This window comes from Clostridium tepidiprofundi DSM 19306 (assembly GCF_001594005.1).
Classification (GTDB): Bacteria; Bacillota; Clostridia; order Clostridiales; family Clostridiaceae; genus Clostridium_AC; species Clostridium_AC tepidiprofundi.
Window position 1 is genome coordinate 144,331 of the sequence record NZ_LTBA01000001.1, and the last position, 24,669, is coordinate 168,999.

Genomic DNA, 24,669 nt, shown 5'->3' on the forward strand with positions numbered 1-24,669 from the left:
TCTTACAGTTTTGCTAAAATGAAATCGTTTTGCTAAAGCAAAGCATAGAGTCTTTATGCAGAGACTCTATTTCACTTGAAGCAAAAACTTCAATATACTACTTATAGAAGTGGGAGTTTTTTAGAATAAATAAGTATTAATGGGAGAGCAACTATGATAAAAGAAACAAAAGAATTTCTTATTGAAAAGTATAATATAACCGAAAATGTATTAGATATTTATGATAAAGCGATTGAAGATGTAAGCGATGTATTTAAAGAGTTAGATTCAATTAGAGAGTTTAATCAACTAAAGGTTCTAAATGCATTACAAGCTGAAATGATTGCTGAATCTCATTTTACAAATTCTACTGGGTATGGATATGGTGATATTGGTAGAGATGCATTAGATAAAGTTTATGCACGAATATTTAATTGTGAAAGTGCTTTAGTAAGACCGCATTTTGTAAATGGTACTCATGCAATTGGAGCTGCTTTATTTGGAAACCTAAGACCAGGAGATACAATGCTGTCGGTATGTGGTTCTCCCTATGATACATTGCATAGTATCATAGGGATAGATAATAATAGTGGTATAGGCTCATTGGCTGAATTTGGGGTATTATATAAACAAATAGATTTTACAGAAAGCAATGAAATAGATTTTGATAAAATAGAAAATGTTATTAAAAATGATTCATCTATAAAATTAGTTCACATACAGCGTTCTACTGGGTATGGTTGGAGAAAATCTTTGTATATATCAGAAATAGAAAAAATAATACGAACTGTAAAACAAATAAATCCTGAAATAATATGCTTTGTAGATAATTGCTATGGTGAATTTATTGATACAAAAGAACCAACCGATGTAGGTGCAGATTTAATTGCTGGTTCATTAATTAAAAATATTGGTGGTGGTATAGCACCTACTGGAGGATACATAGCAGGAAAGCATAAATATGTTGAACAAGCATCATATAGATTAACAATTCCAGGTATAGGAGGGGAGTGTGGTTCAACATTTGGAGTTATGCGCTCACTATATCAAGGACTGTTTTTAGCTCCGCATATATCAATGGAAGCACTAAAAGGTGCTATACTCTGTGCTAGAATTATGGAGATTGCTGGTTTTGAAGTTTTGCCTAAATATAATGATAAGAGAAGCGATATTATACAAGCTATTAAATTCAATGATAAAGAAAAATTGATTCAATTTTGTAAAGGTATACAACATGGCTCACCAATAGATTCATTTGCAGAATGTGAGCCATGGGATATGCCTGGATATTCTGATCAAGTTATTATGGCAGCTGGAGCATTTATTCAAGGCTCTTCTATAGAATTATCAGCAGATGCACCAATCAGAGAACCATATATTGCTTATTTACAAGGTGGTTTAACATTTGATCATGCTAAAATTGGTATATTAATTGCGCTTTCTAAAGTGCTATCAGATAAAAAATAGATGTGAATTACTAAATTATGTGTTTATACTGTTTAGAAAGTAGAATATCTTCAGCTAAGTAAAATTTTTATTAGCTGAAGATATTTTTTAATATTGTCTGTATATACCTGCAAGTTTTCCAAGAATATCACATTGTTTCACAATGATAGGTTCCATATTAGAATTTTCTGGTTGCAATCTGATGTATTCCTTTTCTTTGAAGAACCTCTTCAATGTAGCTTCATTATCAATTAATGCAACTACTATGTCTCCATTTTCAGCAACTGAAGTTTTTTCAATAATTGCTAAATCACTATCTAATATTCCAGCATTAATCATACTTTCTCCAGAGACTTTAAGAATGAAAAGGTCTTTGTTTTTCTTCACAAATTGTAAAGGAATTGAAAATGTATCTTCAACATTTTCAACTGCAAGAATAGGAGAACCAGCTGTGATATTACCTATAATAGGTATATCTATCATCTCTTTCTTTATTATAGAGTCTTTTAACAATTCTATGGCTCTTGGTTTAGTTGGATCACGTCTTATATATCCTAATTTTTCTAATTTAGCCAGATGACCATGGACTGTAGAAGTAGAACTTAAACCAACTGCATAACATATCTCCCTTACTGATGGAGGATATCCTTTTTCTTGAATTTGACACTTTATAAATTCGTATATTTCTCTTTGTTTTTTGCCTATATCTCTATTTTTAGTCATACCTTTCCCTCCTAAATATAGCCATATACAAGAATTATAGCATAGCAATAAATTATTATCAAACCTATGTTCTAATAAAATACAATATAAATTTGCATATTAGTGTCTAATCTGATATAATACCATACTGAAATATAGTCAAAATACTGGTAAAAGAAGGTTGATGGTATGTCTAAATATTGTATTTTTGATTCGAATAAAATATGCAACAACTGTGGTGAATGTGAAACATGCTTACTTTATCCTAATAAAAAATGTACTAACTGCGGTAAATGTTTAGAATTAGAAGGATATGATGTTAAAGCTATCAAAATAACTGATGTTATTGAAAATACTACAAATAACACTGATAGTACAGATAGCACTGAAACAGATTTATATGAAGAAAAATTTGGCATAACTTATTCAGAGGATTTTTATACTTCGCAATGTGATTCAGATACTTCATTTGATATTTTAGATAATGATGATATGTGGGAATATATTGATGATATTGAGAATTTAAATGAAATACTTAATAATGAAAGTCTTCTTAATAAATTAGCACATGAAGAATATCCTGGATTTGTTGTACTTAATAAAAGAAAAGGGTAGGGGAAGGAAAATGTAAGCGAATAATGGTATTATATATACCTATTATTCGCTTGATAAAGGATTTAAACTAACAGCTTCTCTTAGCTTTTCATCATCAACATGTGTGTAAATTTGAGTTGTTGAAACATTTTCATGACCTAAGAGTACTTGTAAGCTTCGTATATCAACATTGCCATGCTTGTACATTAAGGTAGCCGCAGTGTGTCTTAATTTATGAGGACTATACTTATTTTTGTCTAATCCTGCTTTTTCAATATATTTTTTAACCATTCTTTCAACTGCTCTAGCAGATATCCTCATTTTCTTTGAACTAATAAATAATGCATTACTATGTTCAGGTGGAGCCATATCAATTATTTTATCTCTAATTGGCAAATAATTTTCAAGTGCTGAAATGCAAGCCTTATTTAAATATATAGTTCTCTCTTTATTTCCTTTGCCTATAACAGTTAATGTATCGTAATTTATTTCATTGATATTTATATTGCAAAGTTCTGATAATCTAAGACCGCAGTTTAAGAAAAACATGATTATACAGTAATCTCTTTCTTTATTTTTACCATCAATTGCTTGTAATAATCTTCTGCTTTCGTCTAAAGTTAGATAAATAGGGTTTCTTTTTATAAGCTTTGGAGATTCAAGTTCTTCAGAAGGATCTTCATTAATCATTTTAGCCTTACATTTCAAATACTTAAAAAACGACTTAAGAGAAGCTACTTTTCTTGCACGAGCATAGTTACTATTATTTCTATCTATTTCTAAAAAGGTTATAAAGGCAATTAAATCATCTAATTCAATTTCTTTTATTAAATCCTCATTTATATCATTTATTTTTATTTTATCAAGTTCTGTAATGATATTTTGTGTAATTCCAACTTTGTAAATTTTAATAAATTTAAAAAACAAACTTAAATCAGACTTATATCCATTTATGGTATTGATAGATTTTCCTTCGATAGCAAATAAATAATTTAGAAATTTATTCAATATTTTTGGAATTTCAGTATCGTAAATCTTGTTAATATTGTAATTCATAATATCCCCCAATCGATTCCTATTCATAACGTCGTGAAATTTATATTTCACGACGTTATGAATAGGATTACACTCTGCTCTTTTCTAATAATTACATCAAAAATACCCACACCACAATTTTATCAAAAATTGAATATAGAATAAAGTATAAAAGCATATAATGCTATATAATTTTATGCATTATATGCTTTTAAGTAAATTTGTTTTGATTAAGCATTTGTTTGAAAGAAAATAACAAGCTTACTGATTAGTTATTTTTGAAAATGCTAAAATTTTGATTAAATATTATACTGTAATATTAGATTCTAATCCAATAATTTCTTTGTTGTCATCTATCATAGGCTTAACATACTCATTAATCAATTCTTCGACTTGTTGAGGTGCTCTTCCAACAAATTTAACTGGATCAATAATATTTTCGATTTCTTCTTTAGATAATTTGAAAGTTTTATCATTGATAATTCTATCTATCAAGTCATTTTCAAGCCCAAATTCTTTAACTTTTCTTGCAGCTTCCATAGAATGTACTCTAATTTTTTCGTGTAATTCTTGTCTGTCTCCTCCTCTCTTAACGGCTTCCATTAATATGTTTTCAGTTGCCATAAATGGCAATTCTCTGTTTACGTGTGATTCGATAACTTTAGTATATACTACTAAATTCTTAGAAACATTTAAATATAAATCTAAAACACCATCAAGAGCAAGAAATGCTTCAGATATAGCTATTCTTTTATTTGCAGAGTCATCTAAAGTCCTTTCAAACCATTGGGTTGAAGCTGTTATAGCAGGATTTAACGAATTTACAATTATATATCTTGATAAAGCACCAATTCTTTCACTTCTCATAGGATTTCTTTTATATGCCATAGCTGAAGAACCTATTTGTTTCTTTTCAAACGGTTCTTCTATTTCTTTCATGCTTTGCAATAGTCTTATATCATTACTAAATTTATATGCGCTCTGTGCTATTTCTGAAAGTGTATTTAAAACTATAGAATCTATCTTTCTTGAATAAGTTTGACCTGATACTGGATATGTATCATTGAAACCCATTTTTCTTGCAACAAGCTCATCTAATTTTTTAACTTTATCACTATCATCATTAAAAAGCTTCATAAAGCTCGCTTGTGTGCCCGTAGTGCCTTTTACTCCTCTTAATTTAATATTATCTATAACAAAATTTAAATTATGATAATCAAGTATTAATTCATATATCCATAAAGATGCTCTCTTACCTACAGTAGTTAATTGTGCAGGCTGGAAATGTGTAAACCCTAATGTTGGCAAATCTTTGTATTTTAAAGCAAAATTTGATAGAGAATATATTATGTTTACTATTTTTTTTCTTATTAGTATTAAAGCTTCCTTCATAATTATCAAATCAGTATTATCTCCAACAAAACAAGATGTTGCACCTAAATGTATTATTCCTTTTGCATTTGGACACTGCAGACCATATGCATATACATGACTCATTACATCATGTCTAATTTCTTTTTCCTTTTCTTCAGCAACTTCATAATTAATATTATCAATATTTTCTTTTAGTTCTTGTATCTGTTCTTTTTTAATATTAAGTCCTAATTCCATTTCACTCTCTGCAAGTGCTACCCAAAGTTTTCTCCATGTTTTAAATTTCATATCATCAGAAAAAAGATAAGACATTTCTTTTGATGCGTATCTGCTATTTAGTGGTGTATTATATTTTGTTCTCATAATTTACCTCCATATACGTACATAAACATAATTTTATTGTTATTCATTCATATTATAACATATAGTTTGTTTAATGATAATAATTTTGTTCGGATAACTTAAATATTTATGTAGTAATATTTTCGTTACCATATAAATATATTTTTAATAAATAACTTTATAATATACTCGTTATATAAAAGGAGGTTCTTATGTATAAATTTAATTTATTTGATAAAGTATCATTTGTATTAGTTATTATTGGAGCAATAACATGGTGCATTTTTGGATTAACAGCTGATTTCAATCTTATAAGATGCATATTTGGAAACTTATCTCCAGTATTAGAAAGAATAATTTATATTTTAATAGGAGTTTCGGGTATGAATCTTCTTGTAATGGCAATCAAAGTAAAAAAATGAAGCTTCATAATATGATAAAACACAGGTTAATTTATAACCCTGTGTTTTATCATTAAGCATATAAAAATAAATAATTAAAATATACAATGTATATTTTGCGAAATACAAAGATTTGTTTTTATCTGAAATTAAATATATATTGCAATTGGTAAAACTTCTATCATTGAACCATCAATATTCTGCAAATAGCTATTATAATTTTCAATTAAATCAGTATTTATCAATATTTTATTTATGAATTGATTAGAGCATTCTTCATTGAGTAAGTCAAAGCAAGTTCCATTTAACATATGAACAATATTTCTATTATTAGTATTTTTCATCTTTTTTGTTATTTTACCTAAAATAGTAACACGTTCATTGTCAATATAATCAATGTTATCTAGTAGATATCTATTTTCTAACGGAACAATCATTCTTGAGTTTGAACCATACAATTTTTCAGTTATATAATTTAAACATCTGTTATTAGCTAAGTCATTTACTTGTTTTTTTAATTTTTCTAAAACTTCATATCTAAAATTTTTATTAATATCTCTACTGTTATCAAATGGTAAAAAAGTAAGTTCCATTTCAATAGCATTAATTATGTCACATACATATTCTAATATGGGATTCTTTTTTAGTATGCATTGAAACTCTACAAAGTCTTTTTCATTAATTTTTTCTAAGTTGGAGGCAGTACTAATTTTTTTTAATAAATTATTCCTATCCAATATTTTTCTGATTCTACCCATAATTTCAATGTCAATTGATATATTTTTTTCAGTATGTTCTCTTGAGAATTCATTGAGAAATTGTATATTCATATCACCTTGTATATATTTTTTACAATTATCATATGTCAATTCACTCAATGGAGTATTAATATTAATAGACATTTGGTTTCTTGAATTCGTGGTTCTACTTTCCTCGAATTCATTGAGAATTATTGTAAATAAACTTTTAATTATAACATTGTTAATGTAAAGTGGAATAATTACTCTATCATTCATAATATTCACCATAGAAAAAGAAATTATATTTTATTTTATAATTTCTTTTTCTATTTTAGAACAAATTCAATAACTAAATTAGTCAAAATTTAAATTTTTTAATTTATCCTTTAATAAATCTCCTACAGTAACTTTTTCCTCATCTTCAGAATAACTAATAAATTCGTCATCAGTTTTATCAGATACCTCTTTCATACTTAAACTCAATTTCTTTTTATTTTCATCAATGTCAAGTATTTTGACTTTAACGATATCTCCGATGTTTACTATGCTTGAAGGTTTCATATTCATTTCATTTGATAGTTCAGTTACGTGAACAAGCCCTTCAATACCTGGTTCAATTTCTATAAATGCACCAAAATCAGCAATTTTAACAACAGTACCTTCAACTATATCTCCAATTTTATATTTTTGTGTTATTTTATCCCAAGGATTTAGATTTACATCTTTTAATGCTAATGATATTCTTTTTTTATCCTTATCAAAATCAAGTACATATACTTCTACAGAATCGCCTACTTTAACAACCTCAGAAGGGTTACTTACTCTTCTCCACGATAAATCAGAAATATGTATTAATCCATCTATTCCCCCCAAATCAACAAATGCTCCGAATTTTGTAAGTTTACTTACTTTACCTTTCCTTTTTTCGCCTTTTTTTATGTCAGCCCATAATTTATCTCTTTTAGCTTTTAACTCTTCTTTTTGAACTTCTTTAGCTGATAACACTATCTTTTTTTTATCTTTTTCTAAATCTATAATCTTAACAGTTAATTTCTTACCAACATAATCATCTAAGTTTTCAACATACGATATTGATAGCTGTGATACGGGTATAAATGCTCTTAATCCTTTGATTTCAGCAGTTAATCCACCATTTACTTTCTCTTTAGTAACTATATCTAAATTTGTACCCTTTTTATAATATTCTTTCAATTCATCCCAAACTTTGATGCTATCAGCTCTTTTTTTAGATAAAACTACATTACCTTCTTCATCGCTAACTTTTAGTATATATACATAAATTTCATCATCTTCTTTTATAATATCTTTTGTATTAATATTTTTATCATAGGATAATTCATCTTTTGATATAATTCCATCTGCCATATACCCTATATTAACCATAACTTCGTTTTCAGATACAGAAATTACTTTTCCCAATACAATGTCTCCTCTGTGTATTACAGGAACATTAGTATACATATAATCCATAGTTTCATTGATATTTTCTACGCTAGTAGTTACCAAAATCATCACTCCTTGTAAAATTTCTTGTCTTAGTTAATAGAAAATTTCTAGTTCACATAATATTATATCAAAATTGTATATATTAAACACATTATTTTTCACACAGAAATATATAAAAAATATGCTAGGAATATAAAACATATCCCAGCATATTTTTGCTTACTCATTATTTATTTGAAAACATAGGCTTTCTTTTTTCTAAGAAAGCTGACATTCCTTCTTTTTGATCTATAGATCCAAAACACAAACCAAATAAATTTTTTTCGATTTCTATGCCGGCCTCAATATGTGTATCAATACCTTTATTTATAGCTGTTTTAGAATATCTAACTGCTATTTGACCATTGGATGCAATTTTATTAGCCATTTTCATAGCTTCATTCATAAGTTCTTCTTGTGCAACAACTTTGTTTACAAGACCTATCCTTTCTGCTTCCTTAGCATTTATAATATCACCTGTAAAAATCAGTTCCTTAGCTTTCGAAACACCAACTAAGCGTGATAATCTTTGTGTGCCCGAAAAACCAGGAGTTATTCCTAAGCCCACTTCAGGTTGTCCAAATTTAGCTTTTTCACTAGCTATCCTTATATCACAACTCATAGCTAATTCGCATCCTCCACCTAATGCAAAACCATTTACAGCTGCAATAACTGGCTTTTCCATTAATTCGATTTTTCTGAAAACCTTAGAACCTAATTCACCAAAATTTCTTCCTTCATTTGGGTTCATATCCTTCATTTCAGAAATATCTGCACCAGCAATAAATGCTTTACCTTCTCCAGTTAATATTAAAACAAAAATATCTTCATCTTTTATTATTTCGTCTACTGCTTTATCTAATTCTATTAAAACATCAGTGCTTAATGCATTTAAAACTTTAGGTCTGTTAAAGCTCAAAATAGCAATATTACCTTCTTTTTTTAATAAAATGTTTTTGTATTCCATGCAATCATCTCCCGAACAAAATTTAATGTTTTAATTTGCTTTCCATAAAATATTATACTAAATATTGATATATTTTACTATACATTTATGTGTTTTTTTATATTGAAACAGGTGACAACATCTGTGTCACCTGTTTTGCCTAAAATTTTACTTGCTCTGTTCCCTAAAAAAATCTGAAGCCATGACATTTATCTTTTTTAGTAGTTCCTCGGTTGTATGCTTATTATTACGTCTACATACTATAGCATCATCATTACATATAAAACATTTTCTTTCTTTTAAACATATTTTCTTTCTTTTAATAATTCTAAAATTACTGTCAAATACATCAATATCAAATATTCTACCTAATTCATGATTTTCTTCGATATTTACCATTAGTTCTTTTAATTTAAGTCCATCTACATTTATACATATATAGCATTCAGCTCCTGTTATTTCATAAATCTCTTCCTTACAAAGTATAGGTAAATGCTCATTATTTAATGCACTTAATATCTCTTTTATACCTTCTCTATGAATTCTTCTGTATAATTCACTATCTTTAGTAGCTCCTGGTATATTGAGAGTAAATGAAATTAAGCTACATTTGTATTTATTAACCAAATATTTTTGTTTTTCAGCTCTCTTTTCTCTTGATAAAAGAATTTTAAACAAAATATCTTTTTCACTACTCAAAATATCCGCCTTCATTATTTTACCTGTCTTATTACATCAATTATTGTTCCATCCCTATACTGTACTAACCCAACTATTTTGTCAGTGTATTCTATAGGATCTGGAGTACCTGTTAATTTATAAGCTTTTTCTTTCAATTCTTCAATAGAACAGATATCAATTTTAGCTGCTTTAAATCTATCTATTAAATCTTTTCTTAAAGGATTTACGGCTATTCCCCTATCAGTTACAACAACATCAACAGTTGAACCTGGAGTAACTATTGTATTAACCCTTTCTACAATGGAAGGTATTCTACCTCTTACAAGTGGTGCAACAACTACAGACATTTTAGCACCCGCTGCAGTATCAGAATGTCCACCAGATGCACCTCTTATTACACCATCAGAACCAGTTATTACATTTACATTAAAATCTAAATCGATTTCAAGTGCACTTAAAATAACAAAATCTAATTTATTTACTATACATCCTTTATTATGTGGATTTGCATATAATGATGCATCTATTTCAATGTGATTAGTATTTTTGCCAACAGAATTTGCAGCCGTTAAATCAAAACTTTGAGTATCAAATAATTTTTTGATTAATCCTTCTTCATGTAATTGAACGAATTGTTGAGTTATTCCGCCTAATCCAAAACTTGCTTTTATACCTTTTTCTATCATTTTATCCTTTATGAAGCGAGTAACTGCCAAAGAAGCTCCTCCAGAACCTGTTTGCATTGAAAAACCATCTTCAAAATAACCCGAAACCTCTATTAATCTTGCTACTCTCTTTGCAATTAAAAGTTCCCTTGGATTACTTGTAAATCTTGTAGCACCCGACATAATTCCATTTGAATCACCAATACTATCTACTTTTATAACATAGTCAACATCCGCTTGAGATATACTTGCAGGTACATTTGGATATTCAACTAGATTATCTGTAATCAAAACTACTTTATCTGCATATTTTGCATCTACTTTTGCATAACCTAAAGAACCGCATATAGAGTTACCTGAAAATCCATTTGCATTTCCATATTCATCACAAGATGGTACTGCTAAAAATGCTACATCTATTGATACTTCACCTGATTCTATTGCTCTTGCTCTTCCACCATGTGAACGTATAATTATTGGTACATCCATTAAACCATTAGATACTTCTTCTCCTAATTTACCTCTCATACCACTTGTTTCTATTCTTCTTACTACACCATTCTTAATATGTCTCAATAATTCTTGATGAGCATTAGTTAATGAACTCGTTGCTACCACAATATCTTTTATTCCCATATCTGCTATGACATCCATTACCATATTAACAACATAATCACCATTTCTAAGATGATGATGAAATGAAATAGTCATACCATCCTTTAATCCTGTTTCAATAATTGCTTCTTTAATATTATTTAAAATTTTACTCTTACCTGGTAAAATCTTGCTTAATTTTGGTCCTATTTTTCTTCCTAAAGGATTGTATTCAAATGGACCACAATATGGTTTTAAATCGCCTATGCCTTCAATTCTTTCTGGAATTTCTCTTCCAACTGCATTTTTAACCATTTATTTCACCCCCCTAATATACACCTGAAGCTTTAGCTAAAGCTATTACTCTGCGTGCCCTTTCAACTACTGGTAAATCAATCATTTTACCATCTAGAGATATTACGCCTGATCCCTTTTGCTCTGCTTCTTCAATTGCTTTAAGTATTCTTATAGATTTTTGTATTTCTTTTTCAGAAGGAGTATACACTTTGTGCACCAATTCAACTTGATTAGGGTGTATAACAGATTTACCATCAAATCCAAGCTGCTTTATATGTTTTACTTCATTTATAAAACCTTCATCGTTTTTAACATCTGAAAAAACTGTATCGAGCGCATAAACTCCTGCTGCTCTAGCAGCTAACAAAATCTGTCCTCTTGCTGTTAAAAGTTCAATTCCATCCAAGGAACGATTTGTCTTCATATTAGTTACAAAATCTTCTGCTCCGATAGCAACTGCAACTAATCTTGGACTTGCTGTAACAATATCATATGCATTAATAACACCTACAGCACTTTCAATAGCTGCCATTATTTTAGTACTTCCTACTTCTAATCCAATCTTTGCTTCTATTTCAGATATAAGTTTGTCCATTTCAATTACATCTTCTGCTTTTTCTGTTTTTGGGAGTCTTATTATATCAGGTTGTGCTCTAACAATAGCTTCCAAATCATCTCTACCAAAAGGTGTATCTAAACCATTAATTCTAACTACTGTTTCTGTTCCTTCATAATCAATCGTTTTTAATGCATTATATACCATAAATCTTGCTGCATCTTTTTCTTTCAAAGATACTGAATCCTCAAGATCAAACATTATAGAATCTGCACCATATATATGAGCATCTTTTATCATACCCGGATTATTACCAGGAATATACATCATAGTTCGTCGTAATTTTATCATGTTCATTCACCCCCTACCATTTATATTCTTTAGATTCTGCTGCTCTATAAGCTGCTGTTTGTACTCTAGCTTTTATTACACAATCTAAAGCTCCAAAATCAATTGCAGTAACATTTGCCCTAGTAATTCCAAGTTCCATTAATGTGTTATTTATTACTTTTCTTATTTGTCTTCCGAACTGTTTTTCAGCTGAACTTGTTAAATTAATGTTTATTTCATTAGAATCGCTTGGTTCTAGTATAATAGTAATATCACTTGATTCTGATGTTCCGGCTACAGCACGAGTTTTTATTTCCATTTTCCTGCCTCCGTTCTAAAATTTTTATTTAACAAACATTATAATAACTTTAGTTGAGCCATACTATTTAACTAAAAATAATATGACTCACTAAAGTTTTATAATACAATCAAAAGAAAATCACTACAGTTTTTATTTTTGATAACTTTGCCATTTACTTTCTAATCCTGGATCACTTAAAGTATCCATTACGTATTTAGCAAATTCTTCACCTTTAGCACCATCTGGACGTCCTGTTATAACTAATTTCTTTTCATATTGAACGCATATATCAAGTGCCATATCTAATCTTCTTGATTTTTCAGCATACCCTATATGATTTAATAACATTGCACCTGCTTTAATCATGCTACATGGATCTGCATACTGAGCTCTACCTTCTTCAACCATTCTTGGAGCACTTCCGTGTATAGCTTCAAACATTGCATATCTTTTTCCAATATTTGAACTTCCAGCTGTTCCAACACCGCCTTGAATTTGAGCAGCTTCATCTGTTAAAATATCACCATATAAATTTGGCATTACTATTACTTCAAATTGGCTTGCTCTCTCTGGGTCTATAAGTTTAGCAGTCATTATATCTATAAACCAATCATCCCATTTGATTTCAGGATAATCTTTTGCAACTTTTTCAGCAATACTTAAAAATTTTCCATCAGTTGTTTTGAGTATATTTGCTTTCGTAACAACTGTAACCTTCTTGTTTCCATTATTTTTAGCATATTCGAATGCCAAACGTATAATTCTTTCGGCTCCTTGAGTTGTTATTACTTTAAAGTCTAATGCTAGATCATCAGTTACATTGATTCCATTACTTCCAAGTACATAGGCTCCTTCTGTGTTTTCTCTGAAGAACATCCAGTTTATACCTTTATCTGGTACCTTAACTGGACGTACATTTGCAAACAAATCTAATTCTCTTCTCATTGTTACATTTGCACTTTCAATATTAGGCCACTTATCACCTTTCTTTGGTGTTGTAGTTGGTCCTTTCAATATAACATGACATTTTTTGATTTCTTCAAGAACATCATCAGGTATTGCTTTCATAGCTTTAGCACGATTTTCAATTGTTAAGCCCTCAATTGTTCTGAATTCAATTCTACCTTTTTCCACTTCATCTTTGAGCATAAATTCAAGTACATTTTTGGCATGTTCACATATCATAGGTCCTATACCATCGCCACCAACAACACCTATAACGATTGTATCTAATTCATCAAAATTCACCCATTCTTCTGCAGCTTTCATGCGTTCTATACGCTCTAATTGACTCTTTGTAATGGTTGCTAAGTGTTGCATTGCTTTTTCTATTTCTTTATTATACATATTCCACAACTCCCTCAATTTTAATATTTAAATTAATTTAATAATCACATAATTAAAATCAATTGATATAACACTAAATATGATTGTCTTAAGCATTTTTTGAGTGCTTTTTCATATACTCTAATGTTCCCCCAATAGCTAATATTTCTTTTTCTCTATCAGAGAAGTTATAATTTACCTCAAATTCTATACTCTTTGATTTATTTTTAACTATTAGAGGTAAATCATTAAGTATTCTATTGCGTATATCTGGTATCTCAAGTTTATCACCTTGTTCTATCTTTTCATAATCTTCTTCATTTTTAAAAGTAAGTGGTACAATACCAAAGTTTATAAGATTAGCATTGTGAATTCTTTCTATAGATTTTGCAATTACTGCTTTAACTCCCATATACATTGGGCAAAGTGCAGCATGCTCTCTAGATGATCCCTGTCCATAACTATATCCAGCTACAATTATATTGTGTTCTCCTGCATTCTTTATTTTCTCAGCTCTATCATGGAAAGTTGGATCTACCACTTCAAATAAATACTCAGAATACTTAGGTACATTAGAACGATACTTCATTTTGCTTCCTGCTGGAATTATATGATCAGTAGTAACTTTATCTTCAACTTTTATAGTAATTTCACCATGGATTGTTTCTGGAAGTGATTCACTTTGAGGTGGGTTTCCTATATTTGGTCCTCTGTATACTTCTACATCCTCTTTAATTTCATTAGGGAAAATAAACATACTATCATCGATATGAAATTTTGAAGGCATTTTTACATCTGGATATTCTATACCCATATCTTCAAGCTTTCTTGGATCTGTCATTTTACCAGTAATAACAGCTGCTGCAGCAGTTTCTGGACTAACAAGGTAAACATTTGCACTTTTTGTTCCTGAACGTCCATAAAAGTTTCTGTTGCTAGTTCTTAATGATACAGCATTTGTCTTAGGAGATTGACTATTTCCTATGCAAAATCCGCATGCAGATTCAGCAATTCTAGTTCCTACAGATATTAAATCAGTTAAAGCACCTTCTCTTGCAATATTTTCAAAAACTTGTTTTGAACCAGGAGCTACAACAAAGCTCACATTAGGATGTGTTTTTCTACCTTTTAATATATTTACAACTGTCATTAAATCTTTATATGATGAATTAGTACAACTACCGATGCATACCTGATCTACAGTTATGTCTTCTAATTCTTTAACAAGTTTAATATTTCCTGGACTATGAGGAGTTGCAGCCATAGGTTCTAACTCATCAAGATTTATATCAATTTCCTTATAGTATTCTGCTCCCTCATCAGCAACAATTTCAACCCAATCTTGTTCTCTGTTTTGAGACCTTAAAAATTCTCTTGTAACTTCATCACTAGGAAATACTGATGTTGTAACACCACATTCTGCACCCATGTTGGTTATTGTAGCTCTTTCTGGAACTGAAAGAGATTTAACACCATCTCCACCATATTCAAATACGCAGCCAACATTTCCTTTTGTTGTGAAAATATCAAGCATTTTTAATACAACATCTTTAGCTGCTACCCATGGTCTAAGCTTTCCATGTAAGTTTACTTTTATTACTTTAGGGCAACTTAGATAAAAACATCCTCCAGCCATTGCAACAGCAACGTCCAATCCACCTGCGCCAATTGCTAACATACCTATACCACCACCAGTAGGTGTGTGCGAGTCGCTTCCAAGAAGAGTCTTGCCCGGTTTACCAAATCTTTCAAGATGAACTTGATGACAAATTCCGTTACCCGCTCTAGAATAAACTATACCATACTTTGCTGCTACAGTTTGAAGATACTTATGATCATCTGCATTTTCAAAACCAATTTGAACAGTATTATGATCAACATAACTTACAGAGAGTTCAGTTTTAACTTTAGGTACTCCCATCGCTTCAAACTGCAAATATGCCATTGTACCAGTAGCATCTTGTGTTAATGTTTGATCAATTCTGATACCAATTTCTTTACCTTGTTCATACTTTCCTTCTACAATATGGTTTTCCAATATTTTCTGAACAATACTTTTCGCCATATTATCTAAGCCCCCTCAATCATATTTATTATTTAAATTCCATATTTAATAGAGCAAGTCCATAAAAATGGAATAATGGACTAATCCATTTTCAAGAGTATAATACCATATTAGAAATATAATTTCAATATAAATATGCTAAATTTTTGATTATTTTTTTATTTTCAAAAAATTTAGATTTATATTGAAAAGTTGCTAAAAACGCTAAATAGCTTGAATTCCAAGGCTTTATAATATAAAGTATGTATTTTCATCTTTAAATATGTGCACTATTTTTATTAATATTTATTTCTTAATGTAATATATTTTGGAATATTTATATCTATATAACAGTAAAAGAAATGGACTTTTTATTTTAGTCCATTTCTTTTACTGTTATTTTCTTTTAAAAGTAAAATATATTGATTATAGTAATCTTCTTTTTCTTTCATAAGTTTATATAGTTTATTTTCGTATTTTTCTTGAAGTTGTACCATTTTCTCGTTATATTCTTGCTTAAGTTTTAAATATATATTATTTTTTTCTAATTCAAATTTTTCATTGGTAAATTGCAATTTATTATCAAAGTCTTTTTTCAGTGAATTAATCTCGTTTTCGAAATTTTTGTTTATATCTATTAATTTCTCTTTCAAAAATTTATTTTCATTTGTCAATTCTGCATTTATTGTTGATAATTCTCTATTTTTATTTTCCAATTCACTTATTATAGCTTTTAGATTTGAAGTCTGTTTAAGCATTTTTTTTATATCATCTTTGCTGTCCTCCATTTTTTTTAGTTTCTCTTCTTGGAGTTTATTTAGAGATTTTAAATTATTACACGCTTCTTCAAACCCTTGGATCTTTTGTTTGTATTCTATAATCTCTTTTTCTTTAATTTTGACCTTTTTAGCTTCTTCTTGAAGTTTTGATACCATGTCTTTTAGTTCGTTAATTTTATTATTCTTTTCTTTTATACTCCTTTGAAATTCTTTACTGCTCTCTATATTTTTAATTTCAAAACGTTCAATTGAATTTACATATATATCAACAATTCTTTTTGATAATCTTTGCAATTCTTTAATATCATTTGACATATCTGTATTTAATTCTTGTGCTTTATTTAACTCATAAGAACTTATTAGTAATTCCATGAATTCTTTATTGTTTATTCCTATTTTTTGAGCCATTTCATTAAATTTCTTCTTTTGTTCTTCATTAATTCTTACGCTTATAATTGAATCTCCCATATACATCACCAATTTAACATATTTCAGTAAATTGGTATTTCACCTACCTCTCTTATAAATTTAAATATAAAAAAACGATATCACCGCTCCTTAAATACTTATGTTTACATATGTAAACATAAGTATTTAAAAGGTATACGATATGTTTACATATTGTATACTAGTATTTTACCTTAATTTTGTGCAAAAATCAACCACTAGATATAACTTTTATTATATCTAGTGGTTGAAAATGAAATTATTATTATAATTTATACGGGTATGAGTATTAAGTTTTCTGCTTATAAAAATAAAAATTATGGTTTATATTGATTATTAATTCAGTACAAAAAGAGGGAGCAAAATAGAGTATTAAACAATATCTATAAAATCACTAGCATTATTCTTTAATTTATCAATTGAATGAATATACCTATTTGTAGTTGCTAAATTTTTATGTGCTGCAAAATCCCTTACCTTTTCAATAGAAGCTCCAGCAGTTATAGCAAGAGTAATAGCTGTATGTCGAGTTGAGTGAACCTTTAACTTTTTATTTATTCCCGCTTTTTTGCAAACCTTTCTTATCATTAAGTTGAGCGTATTAGGATTTAGCTTTTTACCGTTAAGCCCATTAGATGAATGTCCAATAAAGAGATATTCATCTGAATTATCATTTTTGTTTCGTCCTGTCTTTTTTATATATTCATTTATAAGCTGTTCTACCGATGGTTGTAATTTAACCATATCCTTTATATTACCTTTCCTTATTACTTTAATAGCACTTATACCATTATATACTATAATATCTCCCAACTTTATATTGATCAATTCTGATTTTCTCAATGCAGTTGTAAGTGCTAATGAGAGTATTGCCTTATTTCGCAATCCAAGAACTGTGGAAGTATCTATACTATCTAGAAGTTTAACACTCTCTTCTTTTGTAAGAAATTCAGTTTCTTTATTAATGACTTTAGGTTTTTCTTCTTTTAAATTTGCAAAAGGATTGTATTTTATTATTTGAATACCAGTCGAATTATCACCAAATTTCAGTAACCATCTATACAATGAACTGAGTGCAGATATTTTCCTATTAATCGTAGCAGAAGATTTACCTTCATGAGATAACTTTAAAATGAAGTTTTCCGCATCAAATATTGTAACATTGATTATATCGTTTATAGTAATATGCTCAATATCATCTACATTGAAAAAATCTATAATATCTTTTTCATAACTTTTTGCAGTATATTTACTTTTATTTGCTTTTAAATCTAAAAAATATCTAATAAAATGCTTTCTTTCAGGGATTCTTATTTCGTTTATTATTTTACTAATAAGTTTATTATTTTCCATAATTCACTTATCACCTCATTACTATTCTCTCTTTGCAAATTATATAGTCTTCTATCATTTGTTTTAAATTTATAATTCTATAACAACATTATAGCATATGAAAACGAACTCGTTTTACTGAAGAATTAATTTTTAATTTACTACTTATAAAAAGAAATCTTACAGATTTGTGAACAAAATAAGTAAAGCTGTCTAAAAGAAGACAGCTTTTATTAATAACACAAATTTAATTATTTTATATGTTCTTTATAAAATTTTCAATCCTATTCAATCCTTCAATAATATTCTCCATTGATGTTGCATAAGATAATCTAACAAATTCATCGACACCAAAAGCTGCACCAGGAATTACAGCAACTTTTTCCTTATCCAATAGAATTCTAGCGAAATCTAATGAATCATTAACAATTTCTCCATCAATCGATTTACCAAGTACTTTTGAAATATTTAGCATCACATAAAATGCTCCATTTGGGTTTATACATGATAAATTATTTATATTATTTATTCTATTTACCATATAGTCTCTTCTGTGTTTAAATTCCTCAATCATATAATTTAAATTATTTTGATCTCCATTTAATGCTTCTAAAGAAGCATATTGTGCAATTGAATTTGGATTAGAAGTAGTATGACTTTGGATGTTTGACATCAACTTAATTATTGTCTCACTTGCTGCTGCATATCCAATCCTCCAACCTGTCATAGCATATGCCTTGGAAACTCCATTAATCACTATTGTTCTATCATAAGCATCTTTTGAAATACTTGCAATGCTAATATGGCTATCTTCACCATACAATAACTTTTCATATATTTCATCTGATATTATTATTAAATCGTATTTTTGGGCTAATTCAGCAATATCTTTCAATTCTTTTTCACTGTACACTGTACCGGTAGGATTATTTGGACTATTTATAAGAATAGCTTTTGTTTTATCTGTAATAGCTTCTTCTAATTCTTTAATATCATATTTAAAATGATTTTTTTCTGTGGTTTTTACAAATACAGGTACTCCATCTGCAAGTTTAATTAATTCTGGATAACTTACCCAATATGGTATAGCTACTATAACCTCATCACCAGGATTCAATATTGCTTGAAAAGCATTAGCTAAACATTGCTTTGCACCTGTTGAAACTATTATTTGAGATGGTGTATATTCTATATTATTATCTCTCTTGAACTTTGCACATATAGCTTCTTTTAATTCAGAAATTCCAGATGCCGCAGTATATCTAGTTTTACCAGATTTAATTGCTTCTATAGCAGCATTTTGAATATTATCAGGTGTATTAAAATCTGGCTCACCCGCTCCAAAACCTATAACATCAATGCCTTCAGCCTTCATTTTTTTTGCCTTTGCAGTTATAGCTAAAGTTAATGATGCTGCAATTTGATTTGCTTTATTCGATAATATCATATAATATTCCCCCATATACATAAAATTAATTTTGTAATGAAGATACATAATTTATTATATTGAAACTATTTCTTCATCAACATATTATTATGCATAATATCCTTCATATAAATAATATATCACTATTTATCACTGTTGTAAATAATAAAAGTATAAAAAGCAATATAAACCTAATTCAAAATAATATTTACCATACACAATAATGTTGATACCTATAATTTAGTATTGTATTTTGTTCAATATAAATAAATATGTATTTTGGGATATAAATGATTAAATTAATACGCAAATCAACTTAAATTTTACTAATGTAAAAAACAAATTTAATGTAAATTTGAATATCTACCCATTATATATTCATCAACATATTTTCCATTTCGTATTGCAGCAAATTTTTTTGTTCCTTCAATAACAAAACCTAGAGATTTGTAAAGATTAATAGCTACTTCATTGTCGGTAAAGACACCTAGTTCTAATCGTACAAGCATTAACCAGTTATCAGCCAAATCGATGATTTGGTTTAGTAATGTTCTACCTATACCCATTCCTTGATAATTTTTGTGAACAAAAATTACTACATATCCTGAATGCCTTACTCTAGGACTTTGATTCACAGTCAATCCTACCATACCAACAACTTTCTTAATGTTGTTTTCTTGAATCTCAGCAACTAATATATGATTGTTTGGTGAAAGATTTCTAATAAATTCTTCTGTTTTGCTTATTCTATCAGATTTAATCCCCATTATGTTTTCACGTACGCCATCCATACGTCTAATTTCGTTTATAAATTTAGCATCTTCAATTTGTATAGGTCTTATTATATAGTTCATTTACATTCCGTTGCCAAAACCTTATAAAACTCTATAAAGCTTGTTTAATTCCCTGTTCAACCTATCCCATTTTGCCGAAGCTACTTTGGTTTGATATAATAGTCCGAGGGCTTAAATTCGGATACAACGAATCCTACATATACAAGTTTACTTTTAAGTGTAACTACTTGTATTCACTAACATTTGCTTGGTTTTTGCTAGCTACCACCCTCATGGTTCTACCCAATGGTTATATCACTTTCGCAATATACGGGATTCACAATAGCTAACTCTAATTATATCACAAATTTAGTACTTGTATCCTTAACAATTTTTTAGATAGTTTTATAGCTTTTTATAATAATTCTGCAACAGTCTACCTCCCCCCTATATTCCTAAAAATTAGTTAACTCGTTTTGCTAAAGCAAAACATCGAGACTTCAGGCGGAGACTCTATTCCACCTGAAGCAAAAAGCTTCAATCTCCCACTTATAGGAGTGGGAGTCTTATAGAATCGATCAAGAGATATCAAGAAGATAATTTTATTAATTATCTGGCTTGGATAATAAATTTAATTGCTGTTCTTTCTTCATCATCTATTTTGACATCAGTAAAAGCTGGAATACAAACTAAATCTACACCTGTTGGTGCAACAAATCCTCTAGCTATTGCTATTGCTTTGACAGCCTGATTGATTGCTCCCGCTCCAATAGCTTGAATTTCTGCTGTACCATTTTCCTTCAATACTCCCGCTAAAGCTCCTGCAACAGAATTTGGATTTGATTTTGCTGAAACTTTCAATATTTCCATAGTTACCTCCTGCATTAAATACATTATTATTCTAATACTTGCTTCTAATAATATTCTACAAATTTAAAAAAAACCCTTTAATTTGTACTAAAATTTACAAATTAAAAGGTTATATTCTCAATTAAATTAAACATCTATTAATACTATTTAGCATATTCTACTGCACGTGTTTCCCTTATAACATTAACTTTTATTTGCCCTGGATATTCAATCTCATTTTCTATTCTTTTTATTATACCTCTAGCCATTTCTACAGCACCCAAATCATCAATCTCAGTAGGTTTAACCATAATTCTTAATTCTCTACCTGCTTGAATAGCATAAGACTTATCAACACCTTCAAATGAATTTGCAATCTCTTCTAATTTCTCAAGCCTCCTAATGTAGGCTTCTAGTGTTTCTCGTCTTGCTCCAGGTCTAGCTGCTGAAATAGCATCTGCAGCCTGAACTAAAATAGCTTCTATAGTTTGAGGCTCCACATCACCATGATGTGCGGCAATAGCATTCACAACGACTGAAGATTCTCTATATTTCTTTGCTATTTCTGAGCCAATTAATGCATGTGGCCCTTCAATTTCATGATCAACAGCCTTACCTATATCATGAAGTAATCCTATCCTTTTGGCAATCGATGGATCAAGTCCTAATTCAGACGCCATCATACCAGCAAGGAATGAAACTTCAACAGAATGTTTTAACACATTTTGACCATAACTTGTTCTGTACTTCAATCTTCCTAATAATCTTATCATTTCACTATGAAGTCCATGAACACCCGTCTCAAATGTTGCTTGTTCGCCCTCTTCCTTTATAATGCTTTCTACTTCTTTTTTCGCTTTTTCAACCATCTCTTCAATTCTAGCAGGATGAATTCTACCGTCAACAATCAATTTTTCTAATGCAATTTTAGCTACTTCCCTTCGTATAGGATCAAAACCCGAAATAATGACCGCCTCAGGTGTATCATCAATAATTAGATCTATACCTGTTAATGTCTCAAGCGTTCTAATATTTCTTCCTTCTCTTCCTATAATCCTACCTTTCATCTCATCATTAGGTAGGGAAACAACATTGACAGTAGACTCAGCTACATGGTCAGCTGCACATCTTTGTATTGCACAAGTAATAATCTCTCTAGCTTTTTTATCTGCCTCTTCCTTAGCCTTAGTTTCAACTTCTTTTATCATCATAGCTGCATCATGTTTAATTTCTTTACTAATATCTTCAAGCAATAATTGTTTTGCTTCTTCAGTAGTAAGATTTGCAATTCTTTCAAGCTCTTCTTTTTGCTCAACATAAAGCTCATTTATTTGCTGTTCCATTTTGTCGATTTCTAGACTTCTTTTGTTAAGAATTTCTTCTCTCTTTTCTAATGTATCATTTTTTTTATCTAGAAATTCTTCTCTTTGCAAATTTCTTCTTTCAAGCCTCTGAAGCTCATTTCTTCTTTCTCTTGACTCTTTTTCAAGTTCTGCACGAAGCTTATGTATTTCTTCTTTGGCTTCAATGATAGATTCCTTTTTCTTCGCATCAGCTTCCTTTTTAGCTTCTTCAATTATACGATTCGCTTCTTGCTCAGCTTTTGCAATATTAGCCTGAGATATATTTTTTCTTGTATATATAATAACAAAAATTGCAATTAAACCCACAATACTAGCAGCTAACACAATTAAAATCAAGTCTGTTCTCATACCATAACACCTCCTTTAGTCGGTAATGTATGACTTAACGGGTATACGTTAAAGTTTGAAAAGGTGTCATATTTTAAGACTTAGCAGTATTTTCAATATGCAAAAATAGCACTCACGTTAATTGTATATTACTTTTCAAATTATGTCAAGATAATAGAATTTTTGAAATTAGTTTAACTATTTCTATAGTAGCTATTATGCCCATTTTTTTTATTTATAAAAAATCACAGGCATTACTTCCCGTGATTTTTTATAAATAATGTAGATTATTTTTTATCTTTTTCTTTCTTTTTATCATCATTTACAATGTTATTGTTTTGTGCAAGTGGCAAATTGTACTTTGCCCTTATTTTATTCTCTATTTCAACTGCAATATTAGGATTATCTTTTAGATACTGCTTTGAATTTTCTCTTCCTTGTCCAAGACGTATATCTCCATATGAAAACCAAGCTCCACTTTTTTGAACAATGTTTTCTTTAACACCTATATCTAAAATGTTTCCTTCCTTAGAAATACCTTCTCCGAACATGATATCAAATTCAGCTTGTTTAAATGGTGGCGCAACCTTATTTTTAACAATCTTTACACGTGTTCTATTTCCTAAAAATTGATCACCCTGTTTAATTGTATCAAATCTTCTAACATCCATTCTTACGGATGAATAAAATTTAAGTGCTCTACCACCTGGAGTAGTTTCTGGATTGCCAAACATTATGCCAACTTTCTCTCTAAGCTGATTTATAAATATTGTAACACATTTAGATTTACTTATTGAACCAGCAAGTTTTCGTAAAGCTTGTGACATAAGTCTAGCTTGCAATCCAACATGTGAATCTCCCATTTCTCCTTCAATTTCAGCTTTTGGTACCAAAGCTGCAACTGAATCGACTACAATAACATCAACAGCTCCCGAACGTACAAGAGCTTCTGCTATTTCCAATGCCTGTTCGCCTGTATCAGGTTGGGAAACAACTAAATTATTAATATCAACACCTAGTGCTTTGGCATAAACAGGATCGAGTGCATGTTCAGCATCAATGAAAGCTGCAACTCCCCCATTTTTTTGAGCTTCTGCTACGATATGCAGTGCAACTGTTGTTTTACCAGATGATTCTGGCCCAAAAATTTCAATTATTCTTCCTCTAGGTACTCCACCTATCCCTAAACTAATATCTAAACCTAAACATCCCGTAGATATAGCATCAACATTTAATATGGTTTTTTCTCCAAGTTTCATGACAGAACCTTTGCCAAATTGTTTTTCGATTTGACCCATAGCTGCTTCTAAAGCTTTTAATTTATCATTATTCATAGTAAATACCCTAAGGGTTCACCTTCCTTTCATTATCGAACGCCTGTTCTAATACAATTATACACAAATTACTTAAACAAGTCAATATTAATACAAGCGGTGCATTAATTTCTTTTTAAATTGTTTATTTAAATTATTACCAAAATATACTTTTATAGTCGCTATTTAGAATTTATGCA

General features: G+C 29.4%; 22 protein-coding genes. 3 read left to right on the forward strand and 19 right to left on the reverse strand.

Features of this window, described 5'->3' with window-relative positions; genetic code table 11:
* Positions 1 to 153 precede the first annotated feature (153 nt).
* Positions 154 to 1,446, forward strand: a complete 1,293-nt coding sequence (locus tag CLTEP_RS00735) for a methionine gamma-lyase family protein (protein ID WP_066821053.1) — start codon at positions 154 to 156, stop codon at positions 1,444 to 1,446.
* Between the two features lie 87 nt (positions 1,447 to 1,533).
* Here CLTEP_RS00735 and lexA read toward each other — a convergent pair whose 3' ends face one another.
* The gene (gene lexA / locus CLTEP_RS00740) at positions 1,534 to 2,148 is read right to left on the reverse strand and encodes a transcriptional repressor LexA (protein ID WP_066821056.1); all 615 of its coding nucleotides are present in this window, start codon (positions 2,146 to 2,148) and stop codon (positions 1,534 to 1,536) included.
* A 168-nt stretch (positions 2,149 to 2,316) separates the two neighbouring features.
* Here lexA and CLTEP_RS00745 point away from each other — a divergent pair, with 168 nt between their 5' ends.
* The gene (locus CLTEP_RS00745) at positions 2,317 to 2,742 is read left to right on the forward strand and encodes a hypothetical protein (RefSeq protein ID WP_066821059.1); all 426 of its coding nucleotides are present in this window, start codon (positions 2,317 to 2,319) and stop codon (positions 2,740 to 2,742) included.
* 42 nt (positions 2,743 to 2,784) lie between these two features.
* Here the strand turns inward: CLTEP_RS00745 and CLTEP_RS00750 are convergent, their stop codons facing one another.
* Both CLTEP_RS00750 and purB read right to left on the reverse strand, forming a co-directional pair.
* Positions 2,785 to 3,777 carry a tyrosine recombinase XerC gene (locus tag CLTEP_RS00750; protein WP_066821061.1) on the reverse strand — a complete coding sequence of 331 codons (993 nt, stop codon included), beginning with the start codon at positions 3,775 to 3,777 and terminating at the stop codon, positions 2,785 to 2,787.
* Positions 3,778 to 4,062: 285 nt separating this feature from the next.
* Positions 4,063 to 5,493: an adenylosuccinate lyase gene (purB, locus tag CLTEP_RS00755; protein WP_066821064.1), complete on the reverse strand. Its 1,431-nt coding sequence runs from the start codon at positions 5,491 to 5,493 to the stop codon at positions 4,063 to 4,065.
* A 191-nt stretch (positions 5,494 to 5,684) separates the two neighbouring features.
* Between purB and CLTEP_RS00760 the strand changes: the two genes are divergently transcribed.
* A complete protein-coding gene (locus CLTEP_RS00760; RefSeq protein WP_066821066.1) occupies positions 5,685 to 5,894 on the forward strand; it encodes a DUF378 domain-containing protein in 210 nt (69 codons plus the stop codon).
* Positions 5,895 to 6,022: 128 nt separating this feature from the next.
* Here the strand turns inward: CLTEP_RS00760 and CLTEP_RS00765 are convergent, their stop codons facing one another.
* The 16 genes from CLTEP_RS00765 to recA all read right to left on the reverse strand — a co-directional run bounded on the left by CLTEP_RS00765 (position 6,023) and on the right by recA (position 24,490).
* A complete protein-coding gene (locus CLTEP_RS00765; RefSeq protein ID WP_066821068.1) occupies positions 6,023 to 6,889 on the reverse strand; it encodes a DUF6414 family protein in 867 nt (288 codons plus the stop codon).
* 78 nt (positions 6,890 to 6,967) lie between these two features.
* Positions 6,968 to 8,140: a 30S ribosomal protein S1 gene (rpsA, locus tag CLTEP_RS00770; protein ID WP_242863842.1), complete on the reverse strand. Its 1,173-nt coding sequence runs from the start codon at positions 8,138 to 8,140 to the stop codon at positions 6,968 to 6,970.
* 166 nt (positions 8,141 to 8,306) lie between these two features.
* On the reverse strand, positions 8,307 to 9,086 hold the full coding sequence (locus tag CLTEP_RS00775) for a short-chain-enoyl-CoA hydratase (RefSeq protein WP_066821073.1): 780 nt from the start codon (positions 9,084 to 9,086) through the stop codon (positions 8,307 to 8,309).
* A gap of 147 nt (positions 9,087 to 9,233) precedes the next feature.
* A complete protein-coding gene (gene citX, locus CLTEP_RS00780; RefSeq protein WP_066821075.1) occupies positions 9,234 to 9,779 on the reverse strand; it encodes a citrate lyase holo-[acyl-carrier protein] synthase in 546 nt (181 codons plus the stop codon).
* Positions 9,779 to 11,320: a citrate lyase subunit alpha gene (gene citF, locus CLTEP_RS00785; protein WP_066821077.1), complete on the reverse strand. Its 1,542-nt coding sequence runs from the start codon at positions 11,318 to 11,320 to the stop codon at positions 9,779 to 9,781. The genes citX and citF overlap by 1 nt, the downstream gene beginning before the upstream one ends.
* A gap of 13 nt (positions 11,321 to 11,333) precedes the next feature.
* Positions 11,334 to 12,209, reverse strand: coding sequence for a citrate (pro-3S)-lyase subunit beta (gene citE, locus CLTEP_RS00790; protein WP_066821079.1), 876 nt, complete (start codon positions 12,207 to 12,209; stop codon positions 11,334 to 11,336).
* Between the two features lie 13 nt (positions 12,210 to 12,222).
* Entirely contained in the window at positions 12,223 to 12,507 is a 285-nt protein-coding gene (gene citD / locus CLTEP_RS00795) for a citrate lyase acyl carrier protein (protein WP_066821081.1), read from the reverse strand.
* Positions 12,508 to 12,639: 132 nt separating this feature from the next.
* Positions 12,640 to 13,836 carry an isocitrate/isopropylmalate family dehydrogenase gene (locus tag CLTEP_RS00800; RefSeq protein WP_066821091.1) on the reverse strand — a complete coding sequence of 399 codons (1,197 nt, stop codon included), beginning with the start codon at positions 13,834 to 13,836 and terminating at the stop codon, positions 12,640 to 12,642.
* Between the two features lie 88 nt (positions 13,837 to 13,924).
* A complete protein-coding gene (locus CLTEP_RS00805) occupies positions 13,925 to 15,880 on the reverse strand; it encodes an aconitate hydratase (RefSeq protein WP_066821100.1) in 1,956 nt (651 codons plus the stop codon).
* A 350-nt stretch (positions 15,881 to 16,230) separates the two neighbouring features.
* Positions 16,231 to 17,106, reverse strand: coding sequence for a hypothetical protein (locus CLTEP_RS00810; RefSeq protein ID WP_066821103.1), 876 nt, complete (start codon positions 17,104 to 17,106; stop codon positions 16,231 to 16,233).
* Positions 17,107 to 17,457: 351 nt separating this feature from the next.
* A complete protein-coding gene (locus CLTEP_RS00815) occupies positions 17,458 to 18,438 on the reverse strand; it encodes a tyrosine-type recombinase/integrase (RefSeq protein WP_066821111.1) in 981 nt (326 codons plus the stop codon).
* A gap of 235 nt (positions 18,439 to 18,673) precedes the next feature.
* Positions 18,674 to 19,864 carry a pyridoxal phosphate-dependent aminotransferase gene (locus CLTEP_RS00820; RefSeq protein ID WP_066821113.1) on the reverse strand — a complete coding sequence of 397 codons (1,191 nt, stop codon included), beginning with the start codon at positions 19,862 to 19,864 and terminating at the stop codon, positions 18,674 to 18,676.
* A 323-nt stretch (positions 19,865 to 20,187) separates the two neighbouring features.
* Positions 20,188 to 20,697, reverse strand: a complete 510-nt coding sequence (locus tag CLTEP_RS00825) for a GNAT family N-acetyltransferase (protein ID WP_066821115.1) — start codon at positions 20,695 to 20,697, stop codon at positions 20,188 to 20,190.
* 528 nt (positions 20,698 to 21,225) lie between these two features.
* Complete coding sequence (locus CLTEP_RS00830; RefSeq protein WP_066821117.1) at positions 21,226 to 21,486, reverse strand: stage V sporulation protein S; 261 nt, start codon at positions 21,484 to 21,486, stop codon at positions 21,226 to 21,228.
* Positions 21,487 to 21,629: 143 nt separating this feature from the next.
* Positions 21,630 to 23,177 carry a ribonuclease Y gene (gene rny, locus CLTEP_RS00835; protein WP_066821119.1) on the reverse strand — a complete coding sequence of 516 codons (1,548 nt, stop codon included), beginning with the start codon at positions 23,175 to 23,177 and terminating at the stop codon, positions 21,630 to 21,632.
* A gap of 266 nt (positions 23,178 to 23,443) precedes the next feature.
* Positions 23,444 to 24,490 carry a recombinase RecA gene (gene recA, locus CLTEP_RS00840; protein WP_066821121.1) on the reverse strand — a complete coding sequence of 349 codons (1,047 nt, stop codon included), beginning with the start codon at positions 24,488 to 24,490 and terminating at the stop codon, positions 23,444 to 23,446.
* Positions 24,491 to 24,669 lie beyond the last annotated feature (179 nt).

Excerpts from the sequence above, each read along its gene's own strand:
- CLTEP_RS00760 (WP_066821066.1), top strand. The coding sequence starts at position 5,685 with ATGTATAAATTTAATTTATTTGATAAAGTATCATTTGTATTAGTTATT.
- CLTEP_RS00775 (WP_066821073.1), bottom strand. The coding sequence starts at position 9,086 with ATGGAATACAAAAACATTTTATTAAAAAAAGAAGGTAATATTGCTATT.
- recA (WP_066821121.1), bottom strand. The coding sequence starts at position 24,490 with ATGAATAATGATAAATTAAAAGCTTTAGAAGCAGCTATGGGTCAAATC.
- CLTEP_RS00810 (WP_066821103.1), bottom strand. The coding sequence starts at position 17,106 with ATGGGAGATTCAATTATAAGCGTAAGAATTAATGAAGAACAAAAGAAG.
- citF (WP_066821077.1), bottom strand. The coding sequence starts at position 11,320 with ATGGTTAAAAATGCAGTTGGAAGAGAAATTCCAGAAAGAATTGAAGGC.
- CLTEP_RS00745 (WP_066821059.1), top strand. The coding sequence starts at position 2,317 with ATGTCTAAATATTGTATTTTTGATTCGAATAAAATATGCAACAACTGT.
- CLTEP_RS00825 (WP_066821115.1), bottom strand. The coding sequence starts at position 20,697 with ATGAACTATATAATAAGACCTATACAAATTGAAGATGCTAAATTTATA.
- CLTEP_RS00735 (WP_066821053.1), top strand. The coding sequence starts at position 154 with ATGATAAAAGAAACAAAAGAATTTCTTATTGAAAAGTATAATATAACC.
- CLTEP_RS00815 (WP_066821111.1), bottom strand. The coding sequence starts at position 18,438 with ATGGAAAATAATAAACTTATTAGTAAAATAATAAACGAAATAAGAATC.
- CLTEP_RS00820 (WP_066821113.1), bottom strand. The coding sequence starts at position 19,864 with ATGATATTATCGAATAAAGCAAATCAAATTGCAGCATCATTAACTTTA.
- CLTEP_RS00800 (WP_066821091.1), bottom strand. The coding sequence starts at position 13,836 with ATGTATAATAAAGAAATAGAAAAAGCAATGCAACACTTAGCAACCATT.
- CLTEP_RS00805 (WP_066821100.1), bottom strand. The coding sequence starts at position 15,880 with ATGGCGAAAAGTATTGTTCAGAAAATATTGGAAAACCATATTGTAGAA.
- CLTEP_RS00765 (WP_066821068.1), bottom strand. The coding sequence starts at position 6,889 with ATGAATGATAGAGTAATTATTCCACTTTACATTAACAATGTTATAATT.
- citX (WP_066821075.1), bottom strand. The coding sequence starts at position 9,779 with ATGAAGGCGGATATTTTGAGTAGTGAAAAAGATATTTTGTTTAAAATT.
- CLTEP_RS00830 (WP_066821117.1), bottom strand. The coding sequence starts at position 21,486 with ATGGAAATATTGAAAGTTTCAGCAAAATCAAATCCAAATTCTGTTGCA.
- CLTEP_RS00750 (WP_066821061.1), bottom strand. The coding sequence starts at position 3,777 with ATGAATTACAATATTAACAAGATTTACGATACTGAAATTCCAAAAATA.
- citD (WP_066821081.1), bottom strand. The coding sequence starts at position 12,507 with ATGGAAATAAAAACTCGTGCTGTAGCCGGAACATCAGAATCAAGTGAT.
- rny (WP_066821119.1), bottom strand. The coding sequence starts at position 23,177 with ATGAGAACAGACTTGATTTTAATTGTGTTAGCTGCTAGTATTGTGGGT.
- lexA (WP_066821056.1), bottom strand. The coding sequence starts at position 2,148 with ATGACTAAAAATAGAGATATAGGCAAAAAACAAAGAGAAATATACGAA.
- purB (WP_066821064.1), bottom strand. The coding sequence starts at position 5,493 with ATGAGAACAAAATATAATACACCACTAAATAGCAGATACGCATCAAAA.
- citE (WP_066821079.1), bottom strand. The coding sequence starts at position 12,209 with ATGATAAAATTACGACGAACTATGATGTATATTCCTGGTAATAATCCG.